Source organism: Actinocorallia libanotica, assembly GCF_039525175.1.
GTDB classification, from domain to species: Bacteria; Actinomycetota; Actinomycetes; order Streptosporangiales; family Streptosporangiaceae; genus Actinocorallia; species Actinocorallia libanotica.
This window is the reverse complement of sequence record NZ_BAAAHH010000001.1, coordinates 348,644-365,425: the sequence shown is the minus strand read 5'-3', so window position 1 is coordinate 365,425 and position 16,782 is coordinate 348,644. Positions and strand designations below refer to the sequence as shown.

At 72.3% G+C, this 16,782-nt stretch carries 14 protein-coding genes; 10 read left to right on the top strand and 4 right to left on the bottom strand.

Annotation, left to right across the window (positions count from 1 at the left end; genetic code table 11):
* Positions 1-5: 5 nt before the first annotated feature.
* The 6 genes from ABD140_RS01915 (at position 6) to ABD140_RS01890 (ending at position 7,850) form a co-directional block, all read left to right on the top strand.
* Complete coding sequence (locus ABD140_RS01915) at positions 6-2,660, top strand: CHAT domain-containing protein (protein ID WP_344235978.1); 2,655 nt, start codon at positions 6-8, stop codon at positions 2,658-2,660.
* Positions 2,661-2,670: 10 nt separating this feature from the next.
* Complete coding sequence (locus ABD140_RS01910) at positions 2,671-2,994, top strand: hypothetical protein (protein WP_344235976.1); 324 nt, start codon at positions 2,671-2,673, stop codon at positions 2,992-2,994.
* The gene (locus ABD140_RS01905; protein ID WP_344235974.1) at positions 2,951-4,561 is read left to right on the top strand and encodes a CATRA conflict system CASPASE/TPR repeat-associated protein; all 1,611 of its coding nucleotides are present in this window, start codon (positions 2,951-2,953) and stop codon (positions 4,559-4,561) included. The genes ABD140_RS01910 and ABD140_RS01905 overlap by 44 nt, the downstream gene beginning before the upstream one ends.
* Before the next feature lie 22 nt (positions 4,562-4,583).
* Positions 4,584-6,128, top strand: coding sequence for an FUSC family protein (locus ABD140_RS01900; RefSeq protein WP_344235972.1), 1,545 nt, complete (start codon positions 4,584-4,586; stop codon positions 6,126-6,128).
* Positions 6,125-6,631: a MarR family winged helix-turn-helix transcriptional regulator gene (locus ABD140_RS01895; RefSeq protein WP_344235970.1), complete on the top strand. Its 507-nt coding sequence runs from the start codon at positions 6,125-6,127 to the stop codon at positions 6,629-6,631. The genes ABD140_RS01900 and ABD140_RS01895 overlap by 4 nt, the downstream gene beginning before the upstream one ends.
* 88 nt (positions 6,632-6,719) lie before the next feature.
* Entirely contained in the window at positions 6,720-7,850 is a 1,131-nt protein-coding gene (locus ABD140_RS01890; protein WP_344235968.1) for a DUF5925 domain-containing protein, read from the top strand.
* A 90-nt stretch (positions 7,851-7,940) separates the two neighbouring features.
* On the opposite strand, the gene ABD140_RS01885 is transcribed toward ABD140_RS01890, so the two are convergent.
* Positions 7,941-8,231, bottom strand: coding sequence for a GlsB/YeaQ/YmgE family stress response membrane protein (locus ABD140_RS01885; RefSeq protein WP_344235966.1), 291 nt, complete (start codon positions 8,229-8,231; stop codon positions 7,941-7,943).
* 353 nt (positions 8,232-8,584) lie between these two features.
* Here ABD140_RS01885 and ABD140_RS01880 point away from each other — a divergent pair, with 353 nt between their 5' ends.
* The 3 genes from ABD140_RS01880 to ABD140_RS01870 all read left to right on the top strand — a co-directional run bounded on the left by ABD140_RS01880 (position 8,585) and on the right by ABD140_RS01870 (position 13,770).
* Positions 8,585-11,074 carry a PEP/pyruvate-binding domain-containing protein gene (locus ABD140_RS01880; protein WP_344235964.1) on the top strand — a complete coding sequence of 830 codons (2,490 nt, stop codon included), beginning with the start codon at positions 8,585-8,587 and terminating at the stop codon, positions 11,072-11,074.
* Positions 11,075-11,191: 117 nt separating this feature from the next.
* Positions 11,192-12,616, top strand: coding sequence for a hypothetical protein (locus ABD140_RS01875; RefSeq protein WP_344235963.1), 1,425 nt, complete (start codon positions 11,192-11,194; stop codon positions 12,614-12,616).
* Positions 12,613-13,770 (top strand): ARPP-2 domain-containing protein, encoded by a 1,158-nt coding sequence (locus ABD140_RS01870; RefSeq protein WP_344235961.1) that lies wholly within the window; start codon positions 12,613-12,615, stop codon positions 13,768-13,770. Before ABD140_RS01875 ends, ABD140_RS01870 begins: the two co-directional genes overlap by 4 nt.
* On the opposite strand, the gene ABD140_RS01865 is transcribed toward ABD140_RS01870, so the two are convergent.
* Positions 13,731-14,936 carry a cation:proton antiporter gene (locus ABD140_RS01865; RefSeq protein ID WP_344235959.1) on the bottom strand — a complete coding sequence of 402 codons (1,206 nt, stop codon included), beginning with the start codon at positions 14,934-14,936 and terminating at the stop codon, positions 13,731-13,733. The genes ABD140_RS01870 and ABD140_RS01865 overlap by 40 nt on opposite strands.
* Positions 14,937-14,941: 5 nt before the next feature.
* Positions 14,942-15,421 carry a cation:proton antiporter regulatory subunit gene (locus ABD140_RS01860; RefSeq protein ID WP_344235957.1) on the bottom strand — a complete coding sequence of 160 codons (480 nt, stop codon included), beginning with the start codon at positions 15,419-15,421 and terminating at the stop codon, positions 14,942-14,944.
* A 113-nt stretch (positions 15,422-15,534) separates the two neighbouring features.
* Between ABD140_RS01860 and ABD140_RS01855 the strand changes: the two genes are divergently transcribed.
* The gene (locus ABD140_RS01855; RefSeq protein ID WP_344235955.1) at positions 15,535-16,269 is read left to right on the top strand and encodes an SDR family oxidoreductase; all 735 of its coding nucleotides are present in this window, start codon (positions 15,535-15,537) and stop codon (positions 16,267-16,269) included.
* Positions 16,270-16,331: 62 nt separating this feature from the next.
* Here the strand turns inward: ABD140_RS01855 and ABD140_RS01850 are convergent, their stop codons facing one another.
* Positions 16,332-16,715, bottom strand: coding sequence for a winged helix-turn-helix transcriptional regulator (locus ABD140_RS01850; RefSeq protein ID WP_344235953.1), 384 nt, complete (start codon positions 16,713-16,715; stop codon positions 16,332-16,334).
* Positions 16,716-16,782 lie beyond the last annotated feature (67 nt).

Sequence of the window (16,782 nt, the reverse complement as noted above, 5' to 3'; positions counted from 1 at the left end):
CGAGCATGTCCGACGAGTACGACGAGATCACTACATGGGCCGATCCCCAACGGGTCAAGGACATCATCCGTCACTACGACGCCGATTTCGACGTTCCCTTCCGCCACGGTCTCGCGCTCGGGATCTTCCGCATCGCGGACGCCTACGCCTCGGACGAGGCCGCCGTCAGGCTCGGCGCGTACTGGTGCGACATCGTCCGCGCGGACGTCGAGTACGACCTGCTGGACGGCCTGCGGCTGAAGGACCTGTCCCTCGGGGACGCCGAACGGCTCCGGGACGCCTGCAGGAGCGGCGGGATCCCGCGTGGCGACACCTTCACCCCTTACGTGACGGCACGGTGGTTCAACGCCACCGGCAAGATCCTCTATCGGCTGGGCAGCTACGGCAGGGCCTGGATCAACCTCGAGACCGCCTACTCCCTGGCCCGGGACCACGGCCTGTGGTGGTGCCTGCCGGACCTGCAGAGCGACTTCCTGCGCGCCGACTTCGAGGAGCGGCACCAGACCTCCGGCGCCGAACTCGCCCGCCGCTCCCTGCTCGACCTGATCGGCGAACTGGAGAAAGCCGGAAAGGAGACGCTCGAGGAGGCCCGGCGGCGCGGCATCGCCTTCGGCGAACCCGCGCCCGAGGAGGCGCAGGACCGGGAGTTCATGCGGGGATACTCCAACCTGCTGCACAACCTCGCCATCACGCTCAATCAGGCGGGAGACGACGAAGCGTCGCTGCGGAGCTCCAGCGAGTCGATCGCGGTCTCCCGTGCCCTCGGGGACGGCTATCGCATCGGGCAGTCGTTGACCCACAAGGCCCGGCTTCTGCCTCCGGAGGAGAAGGAGCAGGAGCGCAAGCTGTTCGAGGAGCTGAGCGAAGGCGCGTGGAGGCGCGGACGGCGCATCGCCCGGCAACAGCTGGCCCGGTTGACCAGTGGTCTCGACGGCATCCGGAAACTGCGCGCCCTCCTGTCGGAGCTGGACGGCGAGACCGTCACGGGCGGCACCGGCATGGACATCGGCTTCTACGACTACGCCGTGCAGATCTACACCGGCATGGTGCGGGGAGTAGCGGACGAGGTGCCGCCGGAGGAGTACGCCGAACTCCAGGAGGACGTGGCGCGGCGGCGGCTGGCCATGGCCCGGTCGGTCCGCAGCGTGGTCGCGATCCCCGCCTACAAACGCGCGTACACCAGGGCCGTCCGCCCCGCCTACCTCGAACGCATAGCCGCCCTGCTCCAGGAGGAGACGACCGCGTCCGGTGTCCGGCATGTCCAGGAGGAGGCATTCGGGCTGGTCGAGGAGACCTCCGCCCGGGAGCTGCTCGATCTCCTGTCCTCCTCGTCCCTGCCGCTGCTCGGCCCCCCGGACTCCCCTCCCCCGCCTCCTCCGGCCGCCTCCCCGCCTTCCCGCAGACCGGTCGGCGGGATCCGGCGACGCGGGGCGCTCCGCAGAACCGCTCCGGAGGAGGAAGAGCAGTTCCGCAAGACGCTGAGCAGCCGCGAAGCCGAGTTCGAGTCGCAGTTCCTGCGGCGGCCGCTGGAAACGGCTCCGCACGACCCCGAGATCGCGCATCAGGTGCGCATGTACACGGTGAACAACCCCGGCACCTGCGTAGTGCGCTACTTCCTCCAGGGCCAGGCCGGAGATCCCCGGCTCGGCGCGTTCGTCTTCCGCGGCGGCGACCGGCTGGACCGTGTGGACGTCGCCTCTTACAGAGAGGTCGAGGAGTTCGCCCGTGCCTTCTCGCTGCGGCTGGAGAACGCCGAAGAGGACGAGCAGGCGCCCACCGAGGAGGAGAGCGTGCTGCTGTGGGAGCTGCTCATCGCCCCGGTCTGGGACAGGGCCGTGGCGAAGGGCCTCCCCGAGCACCTGGTGCTGATCCCGGTGGACGAGATGTTCTCCCTTCCCCTGCACGTCGCCGCGCCCGCGGGCGAAGGGCTCCGGCCGCTGGCGGTCCGGGTCCCGATGTCCCAGTCCGTCAGCGCGACCGCCTTCGTCAGCCGGGGGCGCCACCTGCTCCGGCGGCAGCCCGTCGAGGCGGACGACGACCTGGCGGCCGTCATCGCCTCCGGCCCCGGCGACGAGGACATGGAACTCGGCCAGGAACTGGTCGGCACCGGATGGGGATCGGACCACGTCCTGGTGGCGGGCACGCCTCCTCCGGGCCTGACGGGTGCACGGGTGCACGCGGCGGACTGGGCGGGCATCGCCGCTCTCAGCGAGACCCGGCCGGAGTTCTTCGTCTACGCCGGGCATGGCGAGTACCAGTCGTCCTATGGAGAGCTCGGCCCCTTCCTCCGCCTGCCCGAGGACATCCTCACCTCGTACGACGTGGCGCTGAGGCTGCGGCTCCCCCGCAACAAGCTGAGCGTCATCGGCGCCTGCCTGGCCGGGCAGGGCGCGCAGCGCGGAGGTGACGTCTCGGGTTTCCTCCGGGCGTTCATCGCCGCGGGAGCGGGCGCCATCGGCCTTCCCCTGTGGAGCGTCCAGGACCCGGCGATGGTCGCGACGACCCGTTCGCTGCTGGCCGCCAGCCGCGCGGCCCTCGCCGAGCCCGGCAGCGCCTTCGACGTCGTTCAGGCGCTCCACCGGATCTACCGGAGGGAGGCCCGCGCCTCCAGCGACTTCACCGGCCTCGTGGAGAAACTCACGCTCAGCCTCTACCTCTGAAGGAGAAGTGATGGACCGGCGACCGCGGAATCTGGCCCAGGCGCTCCGCCTCCTGCGGGAGACCACCTGGCCGGAGACCAGGTGGAAGCGTGCGGACTTCCTCCTCACCGTCCTGCTCGAGACCCGTGCGGCACACGACGCGGACCGCTTCGCCGGCGCCGAGCGGGACCTCCTCCACCTCTTCGGCCGCCGCAGAGTCCAGCGCAGGGCCAATCTGCCCGGGGAGGAGCGACCCATCGACGGCACCACTCTGGACCTGGTCGACCGGGTCTCCCACAGCCTCGATCCCGATGACGGCTCCGAGGACGGTGCTGATGACGGCGCCCGTTCTTAGGCCGGCGCGGCTCTTCCACGCCTTTCTCAGCGCCGGCCACGTGCTCGGCTCCGGGGATCGCACTCCCGCCCGGGACGCGGCCGAGGCGCTGTGGCGCCGCACCGCCTCACTGGCGGGCGGAGAGGGGTCCGCCGAACTGCGGCTCGCCGGAAACGACACGTTCGGCTTCGACGTCCTGGGCAGGCGTGAGCGGACGCTTCCGCTGGGTTTCCACGAGGCCCTGGCCTACCGGCTCCACGGCGTCGTCGGCATCAGCGTGATGGAGGCTCCCAACGACGACTCCTTCTCCTGGGAGGCGCTGAACGAGCCCTGGCAGAGCGACCTCGAGAAGATGCCCGAAGGCGTCTTCGGCTCGGCGCAGATCCATCTGGGCCTGATCGGGGCCGAGGACTGGCACCGGTTCCTGGAGGCGGACGGCGGGGCGGAGGCGTTGGGCCGGGAGCTGTACGACGGCGTTCCCGACGCCGGGGAGCCGGGATGGACGCGGTCATGGTTCCAGCCCTTCGAAGGCGCGCTCGTGTGGGAGCTGCCGCCCTTCGCTCCCGGCGTTCCGGCGGACCGGCTGCCGCACGCCCGCCGGTTCCTCGCCGTCGCCCGCGAGAGCCACGAGGAGGCGTTGGACACCTGGCTTTGGAGTCCCGTCGTACCGGGTCTCGCCCCCTTCACCCGGTACCTTCTGCACGCCGCCAAACTGCGCTACCAGAGCACCGTCCTGCGCTCCGCGCTGCCCGGCCTCCGCACCGCCGTCGAGGGGATCGACCTCAGATGCGCGGCCCTGGCCGAGCTGACGGCGGAGCGCACGGCCTCGGTCAAGGAGCTCGTCGAGGCCGACCAGGCCATCAGCCGGCTCCAGACCGACCAGAACGGACTGATCGAGCGGCTCACCCGGATCCGCGACCTGGCCGCGTCGGTGCGGGCGGCGCAGCGGAACATGACCGCGGCGCTGGACGACGGCCTCGCCGAGTCCCCGGGCGGCCCCCTGGCCCTTGACCAGGAGACGGCCGGATGGACGTTGGAGCAGCTCCAGATCGAGGAGACCTACCTCGCCTCGGCGCAGACGAAGACCGCCGAGACGGCCAGGGTCACCGCCCTGGTCGTCTCGGCCCGCCTGCAGCGGCTCCGGGAGAACCTCGTCCTCTTCCACGCCACCCTGCTGGGCGCTCTGGTGACCGTGCTCACCGCGGTGCAGAGCCTGGAGTACGACCCGCCGCTCCCCCAGCGACTGGAAGCGCCCCTCATCGCCCTGCTGGGCGCGGTCGCCCTGCTGCTGCCCCCGGCCGTGGTGCGCTGGCCTCGCGGCGGTCCGGGCGGTGTCGACCGCTGGGCCCGGCTCGACCACGTCCTCGCCGGCCTTCCGGGCGCGGCGCTCGGCTGGCTCGCCATCAGCGCGATGTCCCTCGCCTGGTCCGCGAAGGGGGCTTCTCCCGGGCAGTCCGCGGGCGCCGCCGTGCTGGGGGCGCTCCTGGCGATCGGAGCCGGGCGTCTCCTCTTCCAGCGGTCCCACCTCTCTGCGGTGGACCGGCGGAGGCAGGACGGGGGTCGCCGGGGGAATTTATTTCACGGGTAAAACACTTGTAATCTAGATGTCCGTGAGTGTTCTCGATGGCGGCTGGTCGCTGCGTCCCCGGTTCCCCCTCGCGGGGGTCTTCGGCGTGGGCGCGCGGGATGAGATCTGGTGGAAGCGGGCGGTGAGCGCGGTGGTCGCGCTGGCCGTGCCGGACTTCGCGCTGCTCGCGCTGGGGCGGCTCGACCTGGCGGTCTACACCTCGGCGGGGGCGATGTGCGCGCTGTACGCGCATGCGCTGCCCTACCGGGCGCGGGCCCGGATGACGGCGTGGATCGGGCTGGTGATGACCGGCACCGTGGCCGTGGCGATCACCGCGGCGGGCCTGACGGGCTCGGCGGTGCTGCTGGTCGCGGTGGGGGCGCTGCTGGCCGCGGGGCACAAGGTCTTCGTCGAGGCGCTGCGGGCCGGGGCGCCGGGGAACGTCGTCCTGACGTTCATCGGGGCGGCGTGCGCGTTCGTCCCGCACCGGCTCGGGGAGGTGCCGGGGCACGTGGCGCTGACCGCGCTGGGCGCGGTGTTCGCCTGGGCGGTGGTCATGGCGCCCGCCCTGCGCCGGCCGCACGGGCCCGAGCGGCGGGCCGTCGCCCGGGCGCTGGAGGCCGCGGCGGCGGTCGACGGGCCCGCCGGACGGCAGCGGGCCGCGGCCGCCGTCAACGCCGCGTGGCAGGCGGTCCTGGCCGCCCGCCCTTCGGGTCTGGAACGGCTGGTCGTGCAGGCCGAGGAGGCACTCGTCCGGACGCCGGACGCCGACCGGCTGCGGGCATGGGCGCGCGCCCTGCGCGAGACGGGCACCGTCCCGGACGTGGGGCTGTCCGGCGAGCAGCACGAGGAACTCGTCGGGCTGGCCGTGGAGCGCACCGCCGCGCGGCCCGCGAAGGTGCTTCCGGGGCTCGTCCCCGTCGTGCTCCGGACGCTGCTTGCGACACTGCTGGCGGGCTGGATCTCCCTCCTGCTCGGCGTCGGACACCCGTACTGGGCGCTGGTGACGGCCGCGGCGGTGTGCCAGGCGAACGCCGTGCTCTCCTGGAAGCGGGGGCTCCAGCGGGCCCTGGGGAACTTCGCGGGCCTCGCGGTCTTCACCCTCCTGCTGCCGGTCAGCCGGACGGGCGCCGTCGTGCTGGTCCTGCTGATCCTGATCTGCCAGTTCGTCACCGAGTCGCTCATCACCCGCAACTACTGGCTCGGCACCGTCTTCGTCACCCCGATGGCCCTGCTCATGACGGAGTTCGCCGCCGCCGAGCCCGGTTTCGTGCTCGTCACCGACCGGTGGCTGGACACCTGCGTCGGAGTCGCGACCGGCCTGCTGGCCTGCCTGCTGATCGTCGACCGGCGCGCCGCCCACCGCGTCGGCCTGTCCCTGGCGCGGCTGGAGCGCGCCCGCGAGTCCGCCCGCGCCGCCGCGCCCGTCCCGGCGGCGACCGCCCTGGCCTCGGCGCTGACCGAGCTCCGGGAGGCCGTCGAGGGCGCCGACGGGGAGTGGTGGCGGCGAGGCCTGCCCGAGGAGCGCATCGTGCGGGCCGAGCGCGACGGCCACCGCGAGCTGGCCCGGCTACAGTCGCTCCCGTGAAGGACACCGAAGACGTCGTCGCACGGGTGATGCGCCAGTGGGAGGAGGCCATGCCCGGCGTGGACGCCTCCCCCATCGCGGTCTTCGGCAGGCTGGTCCGCTGCCACCTGCTGCTCCAGCAGGCCGAGCACACCCCGCTGGCCCGGCACGGCCTGACCCGCCCCGAGTTCGAGATCCTCGCCGCGCTGCGCCGCGTCGGCGGCGAGCTCACCCCCGGCCGCCTGGCCCGCGAGACCTTCGCCTCGGGCGCCGCCGTCACCAAGCGCCTGCGCGCCCTGGAGGCCCGCGGCCTGGTCTCCCGCCGCACCGACGAACGCGACCGCCGCGTCACCCACCTCTGCCTCACCGGCGAGGGCGGCTCCCTCATCGACGAGGTCTTCCCCGACCAGCTCGCCCACGAGGCGGCCCTCCTCTCCGGCCTCGACGAGCCCACCCGCGCCGAGCTCGCCGCCCGCCTCGCCGAACTCCTCCTCCTTCTCGAAGGCCGCCTCGGCGGCCGATGACCGAACGCGCCCGCCCGATCACCCCCGCGCGCCGCTCGGCGGGAAATTCGTTGGACGCGGGGTCGCGGGGGCGGCGATCATCGGCGGCATGTCCAGTCCGCACCCGCCTTCCGCCGGGCCACAGGTCTCCTGGGTGATGAGCGTCGATGACGCGGATTCCACCCGGGACGTCATCGACGCGTTGGCGCTGCAGCCGTTCATCACCGGGGAGCAGCCCTTCTCCAGGGCGATGCGGCTCGAACGGGTGCGGGCGCAGGCCCTGCTGCGGCCGGAGGGCGCGACCGTCCTGCGGGTCGTCGAAGAGGAGAACGGCGAGACGCTGCTGGCCGCCGGGGACGGGTACACGCTGCGCGCCAACCGGTGGCGGGGCAGGTCGGCGCGGGTCGAGGTGACCGCGGTGAGCGCGGAGCTCGCCGGATCCATGCTGGAGGAGGCGGTCCGGGACGCCGTCGACCCCCTTCCCGAGGACGGGACCCGGGTGGAGATGGGGTTCTGGCACGCCGGGTCGCACAATCCCGTGCGGCGGAAGCGGTCCATCTCCACGCCGAGCTGGGACGAGATCCGCGGGAACTACCCGTCGGCGGCGATGCCGGCGCTGGACCGGCTCGCGGGGCTGACGGCCGACGGGCTCTCCGGGCGCCTTCTGCTGCTGCACGGGCCGCCGGGGACCGGCAAGACCACCCTGCTGCGGGCGCTGGCGCGGGAGTGGGCCCCCTGGTGCCAGGTGGACTGCCTGCTCGATCCGGAGCAGCTGTTCTCCGACCCCCGCTACCTCATGGAGGTCGCCGTCGGGACGGACGAGGACGAGCAGTCGCGGTGGCGGATGCTCGTGCTGGAGGACTGCGACGAACTGATCCGGGCGGAGGCCAAGCAGAACACCGGGCAGGGCCTGTCGCGGCTGCTGAACCTGACGGACGGGATGCTCGGGCAGGGCCGGGACGTGCTGGTGGCGATCACCACGAACGAGGACGTCTCGCGGCTGCATCCGGCGGTCGTCCGGCCGGGCCGGTGCCTGGCGCAGCTGGAGATCGGGCGGCTTCCCCTGGACGAGGCGGCCGCGTGGCTGGAGCGCCGGAACGACGGCACCCGGCCGGGCGTCCTGCCGCCGAAGGGGGGCGCGACGCTCGCGGAGCTCATCGCCCTGGCGAACGCCGACCGGCAGATCACCACGGAGCCCGCCGGCCCCGCCGCCTCCGAGGGGACGGGCAACTACCTGTGACATGCGGGGAGGCCCCGCCTTCCGTCTCCGGAAGCGGGGCCTCGTCCGCAGGCTCGGCGGGTGCCCTCAGGCGTCTCCGCTGACCTCGCATCAGTAGCGGCCGCGGTGGTGGGTGCGGTTGCCGCGGCCCATCAGGGAGGCGGTGACGCCGACACCCACGGCGGCCAGGACGACCTGGAAGGCCAGCTCGATCCAGTCGACGCCGTCGGTGGTGGCGACGCCGACCTGCTGGGCGAGCAGGGTGCCGATGATGGCGGCGACGATACCGACGCCCACCGTCAGCAGGACGCCGATCGACTGCTTGCCGGGCAGGATCAGGCGGCCGAGCATACCGACGATGGCGCCGATGATGATGGCGGTGATGATTCCGGTGACGGTCATGAGTGCCTCTCCTGAAGGGGGTTGGAGTTTCGGTGTGACTTTCAGAGAATTGCCCGGGATTCAGCGCTTGATGCAAAATTTATGTGAAAGAGATCTATGTCACTTGACCCCGGCGAAGGGTTTAGTGATCGGCGAAACCGGTGATCCCGCGCCCCTCGCAGCGGCTCGGAGCTGCGGCGAAGCCCGGCGCGCCCCCGCACGCCCCGCCCCGGGGACCGGATGCATTTCCATGCGGGTCGGCGAAGGCCTGTGCATCTGGCGTGGTGTGAAAGGTCACGATTAACCTGGGAGATGCCTTTATATCGAGAGGTTCTGAACGGTTCGCGGGACCACCGGTCGAGGGGATTGTCGAGATGCATGTGATCGCATTGGCCCGTGCCGGCTCGAAGACGGTCGAGCTCGCCGGGGGCAAGGCCGCCGGACTCGGCGAGCTGATCGCGGCGGGCGAGCGGGTGCCCGCGGGATTCTGCGTCACGACCGAGGCCCATGAGGCCGTGCGCGGGTCGCCGGAGGACGGCCCGGCCCGGCTGCGCGCGGAGATCGTCGGCGCCTACGAGCGGCTGGGCGCGGGTCCCGTGGCCGTGCGGTCCAGCGCCACCGCGGAGGACCTGCCCGAGGCCAGCTTCGCCGGGCAGCAGGAGAGCTTCCTCGACGTGCGCGGCGCGGACGCGGTGGTCGACGCCGTCCGGCGCTGCTGGGACTCGCTGTGGACCGAGCGCGCGATCGCCTACCGCGAGGCGAACGGCATCGGCCACGCGTCCGTCCGGATGGCGGTGGTCGTGCAGCGCATGATCCATCCGAGGGCGGCGGGAGTGCTCTTCACCGCGAATCCCGTGACCGGCTGCCGCGACGAGATGACCGTCGACGCGGCCCGGGGGCCGGGCGCGGCCGTCGTCGGCGGCACCGTCGTCCCCGACCACTACGTGATGCGCGAGGGAGAGCCCGCCGTGTCCGGCGGCGGATGCCTTGAGACGGCGCAGCTGGCGGAGCTGCGCGCGGCCGGGCGACGGATCCAGCGGCATTTCGGCTCGCCCCAGGACATCGAGTGGGCGATCGACCACGACGGTGTGCTCTGGATTCTGCAGTCCCGCCCGGTCACCGGTCTGTTCCCGGTGCCGCCCTTCACCGGCGAGCCCCGGGTGTACCTCAACTTCAGCCCCGCCCAGGGCATGCACGGGCCGTTCACCCCGATGGGCATGTCCGTCATGAAGATGGCGGCGGCCCGCTGGTGGAACGCCTTCGGGATCGCCCTCCGCCCTGGCGGACCTGCGGAGATCGCCGACATAGGCGGCCGCCTGTTCTTCGATGCCACCCGCTACGTGCGCAGCAGGACGGCCCGCAAGCGCCTCGTCGAGGTGATGCGGATCCAGGGGCCGACGGTCTCCGCGGCTCTCGGGAGAGTCCTGCGGGATCCGCGGTTCCGCCCGAAGACCCGGCTTCCCTTCGGCGCCCGCGCCCTGGCCCGGTTCGCCCTCCGCGTCCTCCCCTCCCTGACGGCGGGGATCCTGCGGACGCTCGCCCGTCCGGACGCCGCCCGGGCCAGGGCGTTTCGCACCTCGGAGCGGATGAGGGCCGGTTCCCCTCCCCCGCCGGAACCCGCCACCGACGCCGAGCGGCTCCGGTACGTGGAGCAGGCGCACGGGCCGTTCCTGACCCGGACCCTGGTCGCGGATCTCGTCTGGCCCGTCTACGCGGGCATCCTCGCCGGCGGGGCACCCGTACGGCTGCTCAGGGGCATCGCCGCCGAAAGCGAGGTGAAGACGGTGCTGCACGGCATGCCCCACAACGTCACGACCGGGATGGACCTGGAGCTGTGGCGGCTGGCCTCGGACGCACGCGCGCACCGCGACCTCCTGACGGGCACGCCGCCTTCCGAGCTGGCCGCGCTGTACCGCGAGGGGCGGCTGCCCGGCATCGGCCTGGAGGCGTTCCTCGACTCCTACGGCGAACGCGCGGCCGCCGAGGTCGACGTCGGCAGGCCCCGCTGGATCGAAGACCCGGAGCCGGTGTTCGCCGCGATCGCGAACTACCTGCGGGTCACCGACCCTTCCCAGGCCCCCGACCGCCGTTTCGCCGCGGCGGCGCGCACCGCCGAGGAGAAGATCGACGAACTGGTCCGCCGGGCGCGCCGCGAACGCCCCGTACGGGCTGCGCTCGCGGGCTTCCTGCTGCGGCGGGCCCGTGCCGTGAGCGGGCTGAGGGAGCTTCCCAAGTTCACCTGGATCCACCTGCTGTACGAGACGAGGCGCCAACTCCTGCTGATCGGGGCCTCCCTGGCCGGACGCGGGCTTCTCGACCGCCCCGACGACATCATGTTCCTGGATCTGCGTGAGGCGCGGGAGGCCGTGGCGGGCACGGCGATGCGGGAGACGGCGGCCGCGCGGCGCGCGGCATACGAGCGCGAGAGGCGCCGACGCCACGTTCCCGACGTCCTGCTGTCCGACGGGACCGATGTGGGGGCGCTGCTCCCGCCCCGGGAGGGCGCGCTCACGGGGATGCCCGGCGCGGCCGGCACCGTGACCGGGCCCGCGCGGGTCCTCCTCGACCCGTCGAGCGCGCGGCTGGAACCCGGCGAGATCCTCGTGGCGCCTTCCACCGATCCCGGCTGGACGCCGCTGTTCATGACCGCGGGAGGTCTGGTCACCGAGACCGGCGGGCCCAACTCCCACGGCCCCACCGTCGCCAGGGAGTACGGCATCCCCGCCGTGATCGGCGTGGCCCACGCCACCCGGGAGATCCGCACCGGCCAGCGGATCACTCTCGACGGCGCCGCGGGCACCGTCCTTCCCGAACCGCCTCCGGGAGGGGAAAACCGTTCGGAACCCGGTCCTGAGGAGTGTTAGCGTGCTGAGGCCGGCCGCGGGACTCCGGTGCGATTTCCGTAACTCGTTCTTGAAAACGTTGATTCGTCATTCGTGCCCCCTCTCCCCGGCCGGCGCCCCCCGAACCGGAGGACGCTGGTGGAAGAGAACGCCGCCGATCTCATCGCGGCCGAGGACGTACTGCTGTTCGTGAACGCGGCCATCACCTCCACCCGGCAGCGGGAATTCCATTCATCCGACGGCGAGCAGGGAATTTCGCTGCGTTTCCTGCACGAGTACATGCTGGTCAACTACCGGCAGTTGTACGCGGCGGCCCTCGCGCTGGACGTCAACGACCACAACGCGGCGCTCATCGTCCGCAACCTCCTCCTCACCTCCACCGACGTGGGCGTCGAGGAACGCCGGAGCGAAGGGCGGCTCATCGCGCGGCGGCTCCAGACGCTGCCGCCGCAGCGCGTCTACCGGCTGTTCCGGGACCTGCGGCGGGCGAAGGCCAACAACCGGCGGATCAGGGCGATCATGCGGGACTGGCTGGCGGCGCGGCCCGACCCTGCTTTCGACGCCGTCAAATACCGCAGCGGGGTCAAGAACACCGTCCGGCACGCCCATCTGCGGCTGGACGAGGAGATCAGGGCCTTCCTGTTCCAGCCCCTCCGCCAGAAGGGGTACAGGACGCCGATCCTGGAGGCCTGGCGGCGGGCGCATTTCGAGAAGAGATCCATCTACGAACTGCCGTACACGGTGGCAGAGCATTTCGCGGCCAAGCACGGCGTGAAGCGCAAGGCGTTCCTGGAGCAGATAGCGCCCCGCCTCACCCGGCTGGAGCGGCTCCGGCTCCAGGAAGCGGGAAAGGCGGCCGAAGCCGCCGCCGTCGAAGCCGACCTTTCGGTGATGCCGTTGACGCGGCTCGCCTCCTACGTGCTCTCCCTCGACCTGGACGAGCGCGCACGACGCCATGACGAACTGACCCGGGCACTGCGTACGGCGGCGCGGAGAAGCGCGGGGAAGTCGGCGGGAGGCTGGGGCGCCGTCACCGCCGTCCTGGACGACAGCTTCTCCTCCTACGGTTCCGTGCAGAAGCGGCGCCGTCCACTGGCCGTGGCGTTGGCGTGCCACTACCTGCTGCAGGCGCTCGCGACCCGGTATACGGGACTGTGGCTGTCGGGGCGCAAGGACGCGCTCATGGTCCGCCCGTACGGGGCCACGCCGCTGGGCGAGCGCGTCATCGACGCCCTGGAGACGGAACCGGAGCGGCTCGTCATCGTCTCCGACGGGTGGGACAACTCCCCTCCCGGCCTGGCGGGCGAGGTGCTCCGCGTCTGGCGTACGCGACTCGACCCCGGGCGCGGGTGCGCCGTCGTCCACCTCAATCCCGTGTACGACGCCGGCGGTCTCGACGTCCGCCGCCTCGCCCCGACCGTCCCGACGGCCGGTATCCGGCAGGCCGAGAACCTTCCGGCGCTGGTGGAGCTGGCGGGTTTCGCCGAGGGACGGACCGGGCTGCCCGAGCTGCGCGCCCACCTGGACCGCCGGATCGCCGACTTCCTGCGGGAGGAGAGGTGAGCGGCCTCGACCTGAAGGGGCTCTCGACCCGTCCGGCGCAGGTGTGGGGCGGCGTCCGGCTCGTGCCGCTGGTCCGCGACGAACCGATCACGGACCTTCGCCTGGACGCGCGCATCTACGGCGGCCACGGTCTCGTCGAGGTCGACGAGCGCACCGAGTACTTCTCCTACATCCCGCACGGCTTCGTCGCCTCGTGGGGGTACAGCGACTCTCCCACCGCCGCGTACGGCACCCAGTTGCGCGCCGTAGGTGAGCCCGACCGGCCGTTCGACTGCATTCCGGTGCGCGCCCACCGCCGCATGGCCCGCCGTGCGGGCACGAAGCGGCTGCGTTTCCTGCCGCTGCACCTGGCGCTGGAGGGCTACCTCGCCCTGCACTTCGGCGGTCCGGAGATCGTGTGGGAGGAGTGGTCGTACCGCGCCGTCGCGCAAGGCCTCTCCCCCCGCGTGGAGGAGGCGTACGTCGGCGCCGCCGTCAACGGCCTGGCGGAGGCCCTGCAGGTCTTCGAGATTCACCACGGCCAGTGCGGCGTCCTCGTCTACGTGGCGGACACCCTCGCCGCCGCGTTCGCCGTCCCCCACCCCGCCGACTACCGCGCCCTGCACACCACGCTCGTCAACGACCTCTACGGTGAGCTGATCTACCACTACGGGGTCCTCAGCATGCCCCTCCAGGACTTCGAGGCCGCGCTGGACGGCACCCGCGTCCGCTCCCTGGCCGACCTGCGCGCCCAGGCCCGCGAGCAGCACGACGCCTGGGTCCGCTTCCACGACGGCGTCATGGCGGACCACCTCCTGGACGGCCGCTACACGCACGAGACCGTCTACGACCTCGGCCCCTACCGCCTGTCCCGCCTTCTCCCGTCCTTCGAACTCCGCCGCGAGAACCACCTCGCCGAGACCATCACCGACGCCTCCGGCACCCTCGCCTACCTGAAGACCTTCCGCCTCTCGTCGAACCAGGTACGCCGCGGCCGCCTCCTGACCGCCCTGGCCGCCTCCTCCTGGAACCTCACCGACACCGCCGCCGCCCTGAGCCTCTCCCTCCCCCGCCTCGTCGCCCGCCTCGAATCCGCGGGCTTCGGCCATCTCCTCCGCCAGGACGTCCTCGACCACTACCGGTCCCGCGCCCGCCGGGAGTCGGCCGGAGGCTGACCCGGCGTCTTCCTCCCGTCCCGGCGCGGCGGGAGGGGGGCGCCCGCGAAGAAGCGGGTGAGGAGGGGGCCGGTGAGGGCCAGGAGGAGGACGTAGGCCGAGACCAAAGGCACGAGGCGGGGGTCCTGGGAGGCGGCGAGGCCGACGATGATGATGGAGAACTCGCCGCGGATCATCAGGACGGTGCCGGCCCGGAGGCGGCCCCGGCGGGCCACCCCGTCGCGGGATGCGGCGTACCAGCCGGTCGCGATCTTGGTGGCGGCGGTGACGGCGGCCAGGGCCGCCGCGGCGGGGAGCAGCGGGAGCATCGCCGACAGGGTGACGGACAGGCCGATGGCCACGAAGAAGACGGCGGCGAAGAGGTCGCGCAGCGGCTCCATCACGGCGCGGGCGCGGTCGGCGGCCTCGCCGGTGAGGGTGAGGCCGACCAGGAAGGCGCCCACCGCGGCCGAGACGTGCACGGCTTCCGCGAGCGCCGCGACGACCAGGGTGAGGCCCAGGACCCGCAGCATCGACTGCTCGGCCTCCGGATGGACCACGGCCCTGCTCACCTGGCGCCCCCAGCGGTAGGAGCCCGTGAACGCGGCCGCCAGCGCCACGACCGCCACCAGCGTCCCCAGCGCCGCCTGCCACCGGGCGCCGCCCGCGGCCAGGACGGCCAGCGGCGGCAGGTAGGCGGCCATCGCGAAGTCCTCCAGCACCAGCACCGCCAGGACCGCCGGGGTCTCCCGGTTGCCCAGCCGCCTCAGGTCGTTCAGCAGGCGGGCGACGATGCCGGAGGAGGAGATGTAGGTGGCCCCGGCGAGGGCCAGGACCCCGACGCCGTTCAGGCCCAGCAGCCAGCCGGCCGCCGCGCCCGGCAGCGCGTTCAGCAGGGCGTCCACGCCGGCCGAGGGCACATGCCTGCGCATGCTGGCGGCGAACTCGGCGACGGAGAACTCCAGGCCCAGCGCCAGCAGCAGGAGCACCACCCCGATGGACGCGCCGACCACGACGAACTCCTCCGCCTCCGGGACCTGCGCGAAGCCGCCGTCTCCCAGCGCCAGGCCGGTGAGGAGGTACAGCGGAACCGGCGAGAAAGTCCAGCGCCGCGCCCATGACCCCAGCACGCTCAGCACGACCAGGATCAGGCCCAGCTCCAGCAGGAACGCGACCGAGATGTCCAAGCCGCTCAACCCTGGAAGAGCCGTTCCACCCCGATGATGCCCTCGGCGGTGCCGATGGCCACCAGGACGTCACCCGCGTGCAGCATGCGCTCCGGGCCCGGTGAGGCGATCACTTCCTCTCCCCGTACGACCGCCACGATCGACGCGCCCGTCAGGGTGCGGGCCCGGCTGTCCCCCAGCGGCCGCCCCGCGTACGGGCTGCCCGGCAGCACCTCGATCTGGCCCGCGTTCAGCCCCGGGACCTCCCGTGTCAGGTCGGCGAAGCGCTCGGCGATGCGCGGCGCTCCGAGGATCTGGGAGAGCGTCTCGGCCTCGTCCCCCGTCAGCCGGAACACCGGCCGCGCCTCGTCGGGATCGCCCTCGCCGTAGAGGACCACCTCGAAGTCGCCCGTCCGCCGCGCGACCACGCCGATGCGGTCTCCGTCCTCGTTGACGAACTCGTACCGCAGCCCCACGCCCGGCAAGAGCACCTCGTTCACGTCCATGCGGCTCCTCCCGCCCGTGACCCACCACCCCCACAATGACACGGAAGGTGACGGCCCGGTTTCACCCTGTGGATGGCGGGGATGCCTGTGGCGGAACGAAAACGGGGGCGGTCATGTACGTGGATCTGCAGGGGCGGAACGCACTGGTGACGGGGGCGGCTCGGGGGCTGGGGGCGGCCATCGCGCGGCGGCTCGCCGAGGCGGGGGCCATGGTGTGGGTGGCGGACGTGCGGGAGAAGGAGCTCAAGGAGCTGGCCCGGGAGCTGGCGGAGGAGGGGAGGTCGGTGCAGCCGCTGCTGCTCGACATCCGGGACAGGGGGCAGGTCGCGGCGGCGGTCGAGGACGTGTGGCGGGCGTCGGGGAGCCTGGAGATCCTGGTGAACAACGCGGCGGTCGATGTGAGCAAGCCGATCGAGCACCTCTCGGCCGAGGAGGCCGACCTCGTCATCTCCACGAACCTGCTGGGGCCGATCCACCTTTGCCTGGAGAACTACCGGCGGATGATCCGGCAGGGCGGCGGGCACATCATCAACATCCTGTCCACGGCGGCCAACCGGACCTGGACGGAGGCCGGGCCGTACGCGGCGAGCAAGACGGGGCTGCGGGCGTTCACGCACACGCTCTTCAAGGAGGCGCAGCGCGACTGCCTCGGCATCGGGGTGACCGGCATCATCGCGGGGGGCATGGAGACGCGCTTCATCCTCGAACGCTTTCCGGACGCCGACACCGCCAAGCTCCAGGACCCGGCCATCGTCGCCGACACCGTGATGTACGCGCTGTCCGTCCCCGCCGGGAGCGTCGTCGGCGAACTCGTCATCGTCCCCCGCAACGAGCCGTCCTGGCCCTGACGCGGATCAGGCGCCGCGCCCAGCGGCTGCGCGACGTGCGAGGATGTCGCGCCGCGTACCCGTCAGGCGTCGAAACGGCCGCGTGCGCTCTCGATGTGACCGAGGTGCTGCTGGGTCCAGCCGCATATGACGTCGACCGCGGTGCGCAGGGCCCGGCCCGGATCGGTGAGGGTGTACTCGACTCGCGGCGGCACGGTGGGGTGCGCCTTCCGGTCGACCAGGCCGTTGCGCTCCAGCATGCGCAGGTTCTGGGTGAGCATCTTGTGGCTGACGCCCTCGACCTCGTTCCGCAGCTCGCTGAAGCGCAGGGTGCGCTCGCCGAGCGCCTCGATGATCAGGAGCGCCCACTTGTTGGCGACGTCCGAGAAGATCTCCCGGGCCAGGGAGTCCGCCCGCCGCAGGTCGGCGTCCTCGGGCAGGTCCTTGAGCAGTTGCTTGGTCACCATCGGGTTCCTCGGTTGCAAAAAAGGTGCGTTCTTCCAGGTCAACCGCCACTCTCCTACAGTTCCCAAG

Excerpts from the sequence above, each read along its gene's own strand:
- ABD140_RS01860 (WP_344235957.1), bottom strand. The coding sequence starts at position 15,421 with ATGGACGTGAACGAGGTGCTCTTGCCGGGCGTGGGGCTGCGGTACGAG.
- ABD140_RS01915 (WP_344235978.1), top strand. The coding sequence starts at position 6 with ATGTCCGACGAGTACGACGAGATCACTACATGGGCCGATCCCCAACGG.
- ABD140_RS01855 (WP_344235955.1), top strand. The coding sequence starts at position 15,535 with ATGTACGTGGATCTGCAGGGGCGGAACGCACTGGTGACGGGGGCGGCT.
- ABD140_RS01850 (WP_344235953.1), bottom strand. The coding sequence starts at position 16,715 with ATGGTGACCAAGCAACTGCTCAAGGACCTGCCCGAGGACGCCGACCTG.
- ABD140_RS01905 (WP_344235974.1), top strand. The coding sequence starts at position 2,951 with ATGACGGCTCCGAGGACGGTGCTGATGACGGCGCCCGTTCTTAGGCCG.
- ABD140_RS01880 (WP_344235964.1), top strand. The coding sequence starts at position 8,585 with ATGCATGTGATCGCATTGGCCCGTGCCGGCTCGAAGACGGTCGAGCTC.
- ABD140_RS01910 (WP_344235976.1), top strand. The coding sequence starts at position 2,671 with ATGGACCGGCGACCGCGGAATCTGGCCCAGGCGCTCCGCCTCCTGCGG.
- ABD140_RS01885 (WP_344235966.1), bottom strand. The coding sequence starts at position 8,231 with ATGACCGTCACCGGAATCATCACCGCCATCATCATCGGCGCCATCGTC.
- ABD140_RS01890 (WP_344235968.1), top strand. The coding sequence starts at position 6,720 with ATGTCCAGTCCGCACCCGCCTTCCGCCGGGCCACAGGTCTCCTGGGTG.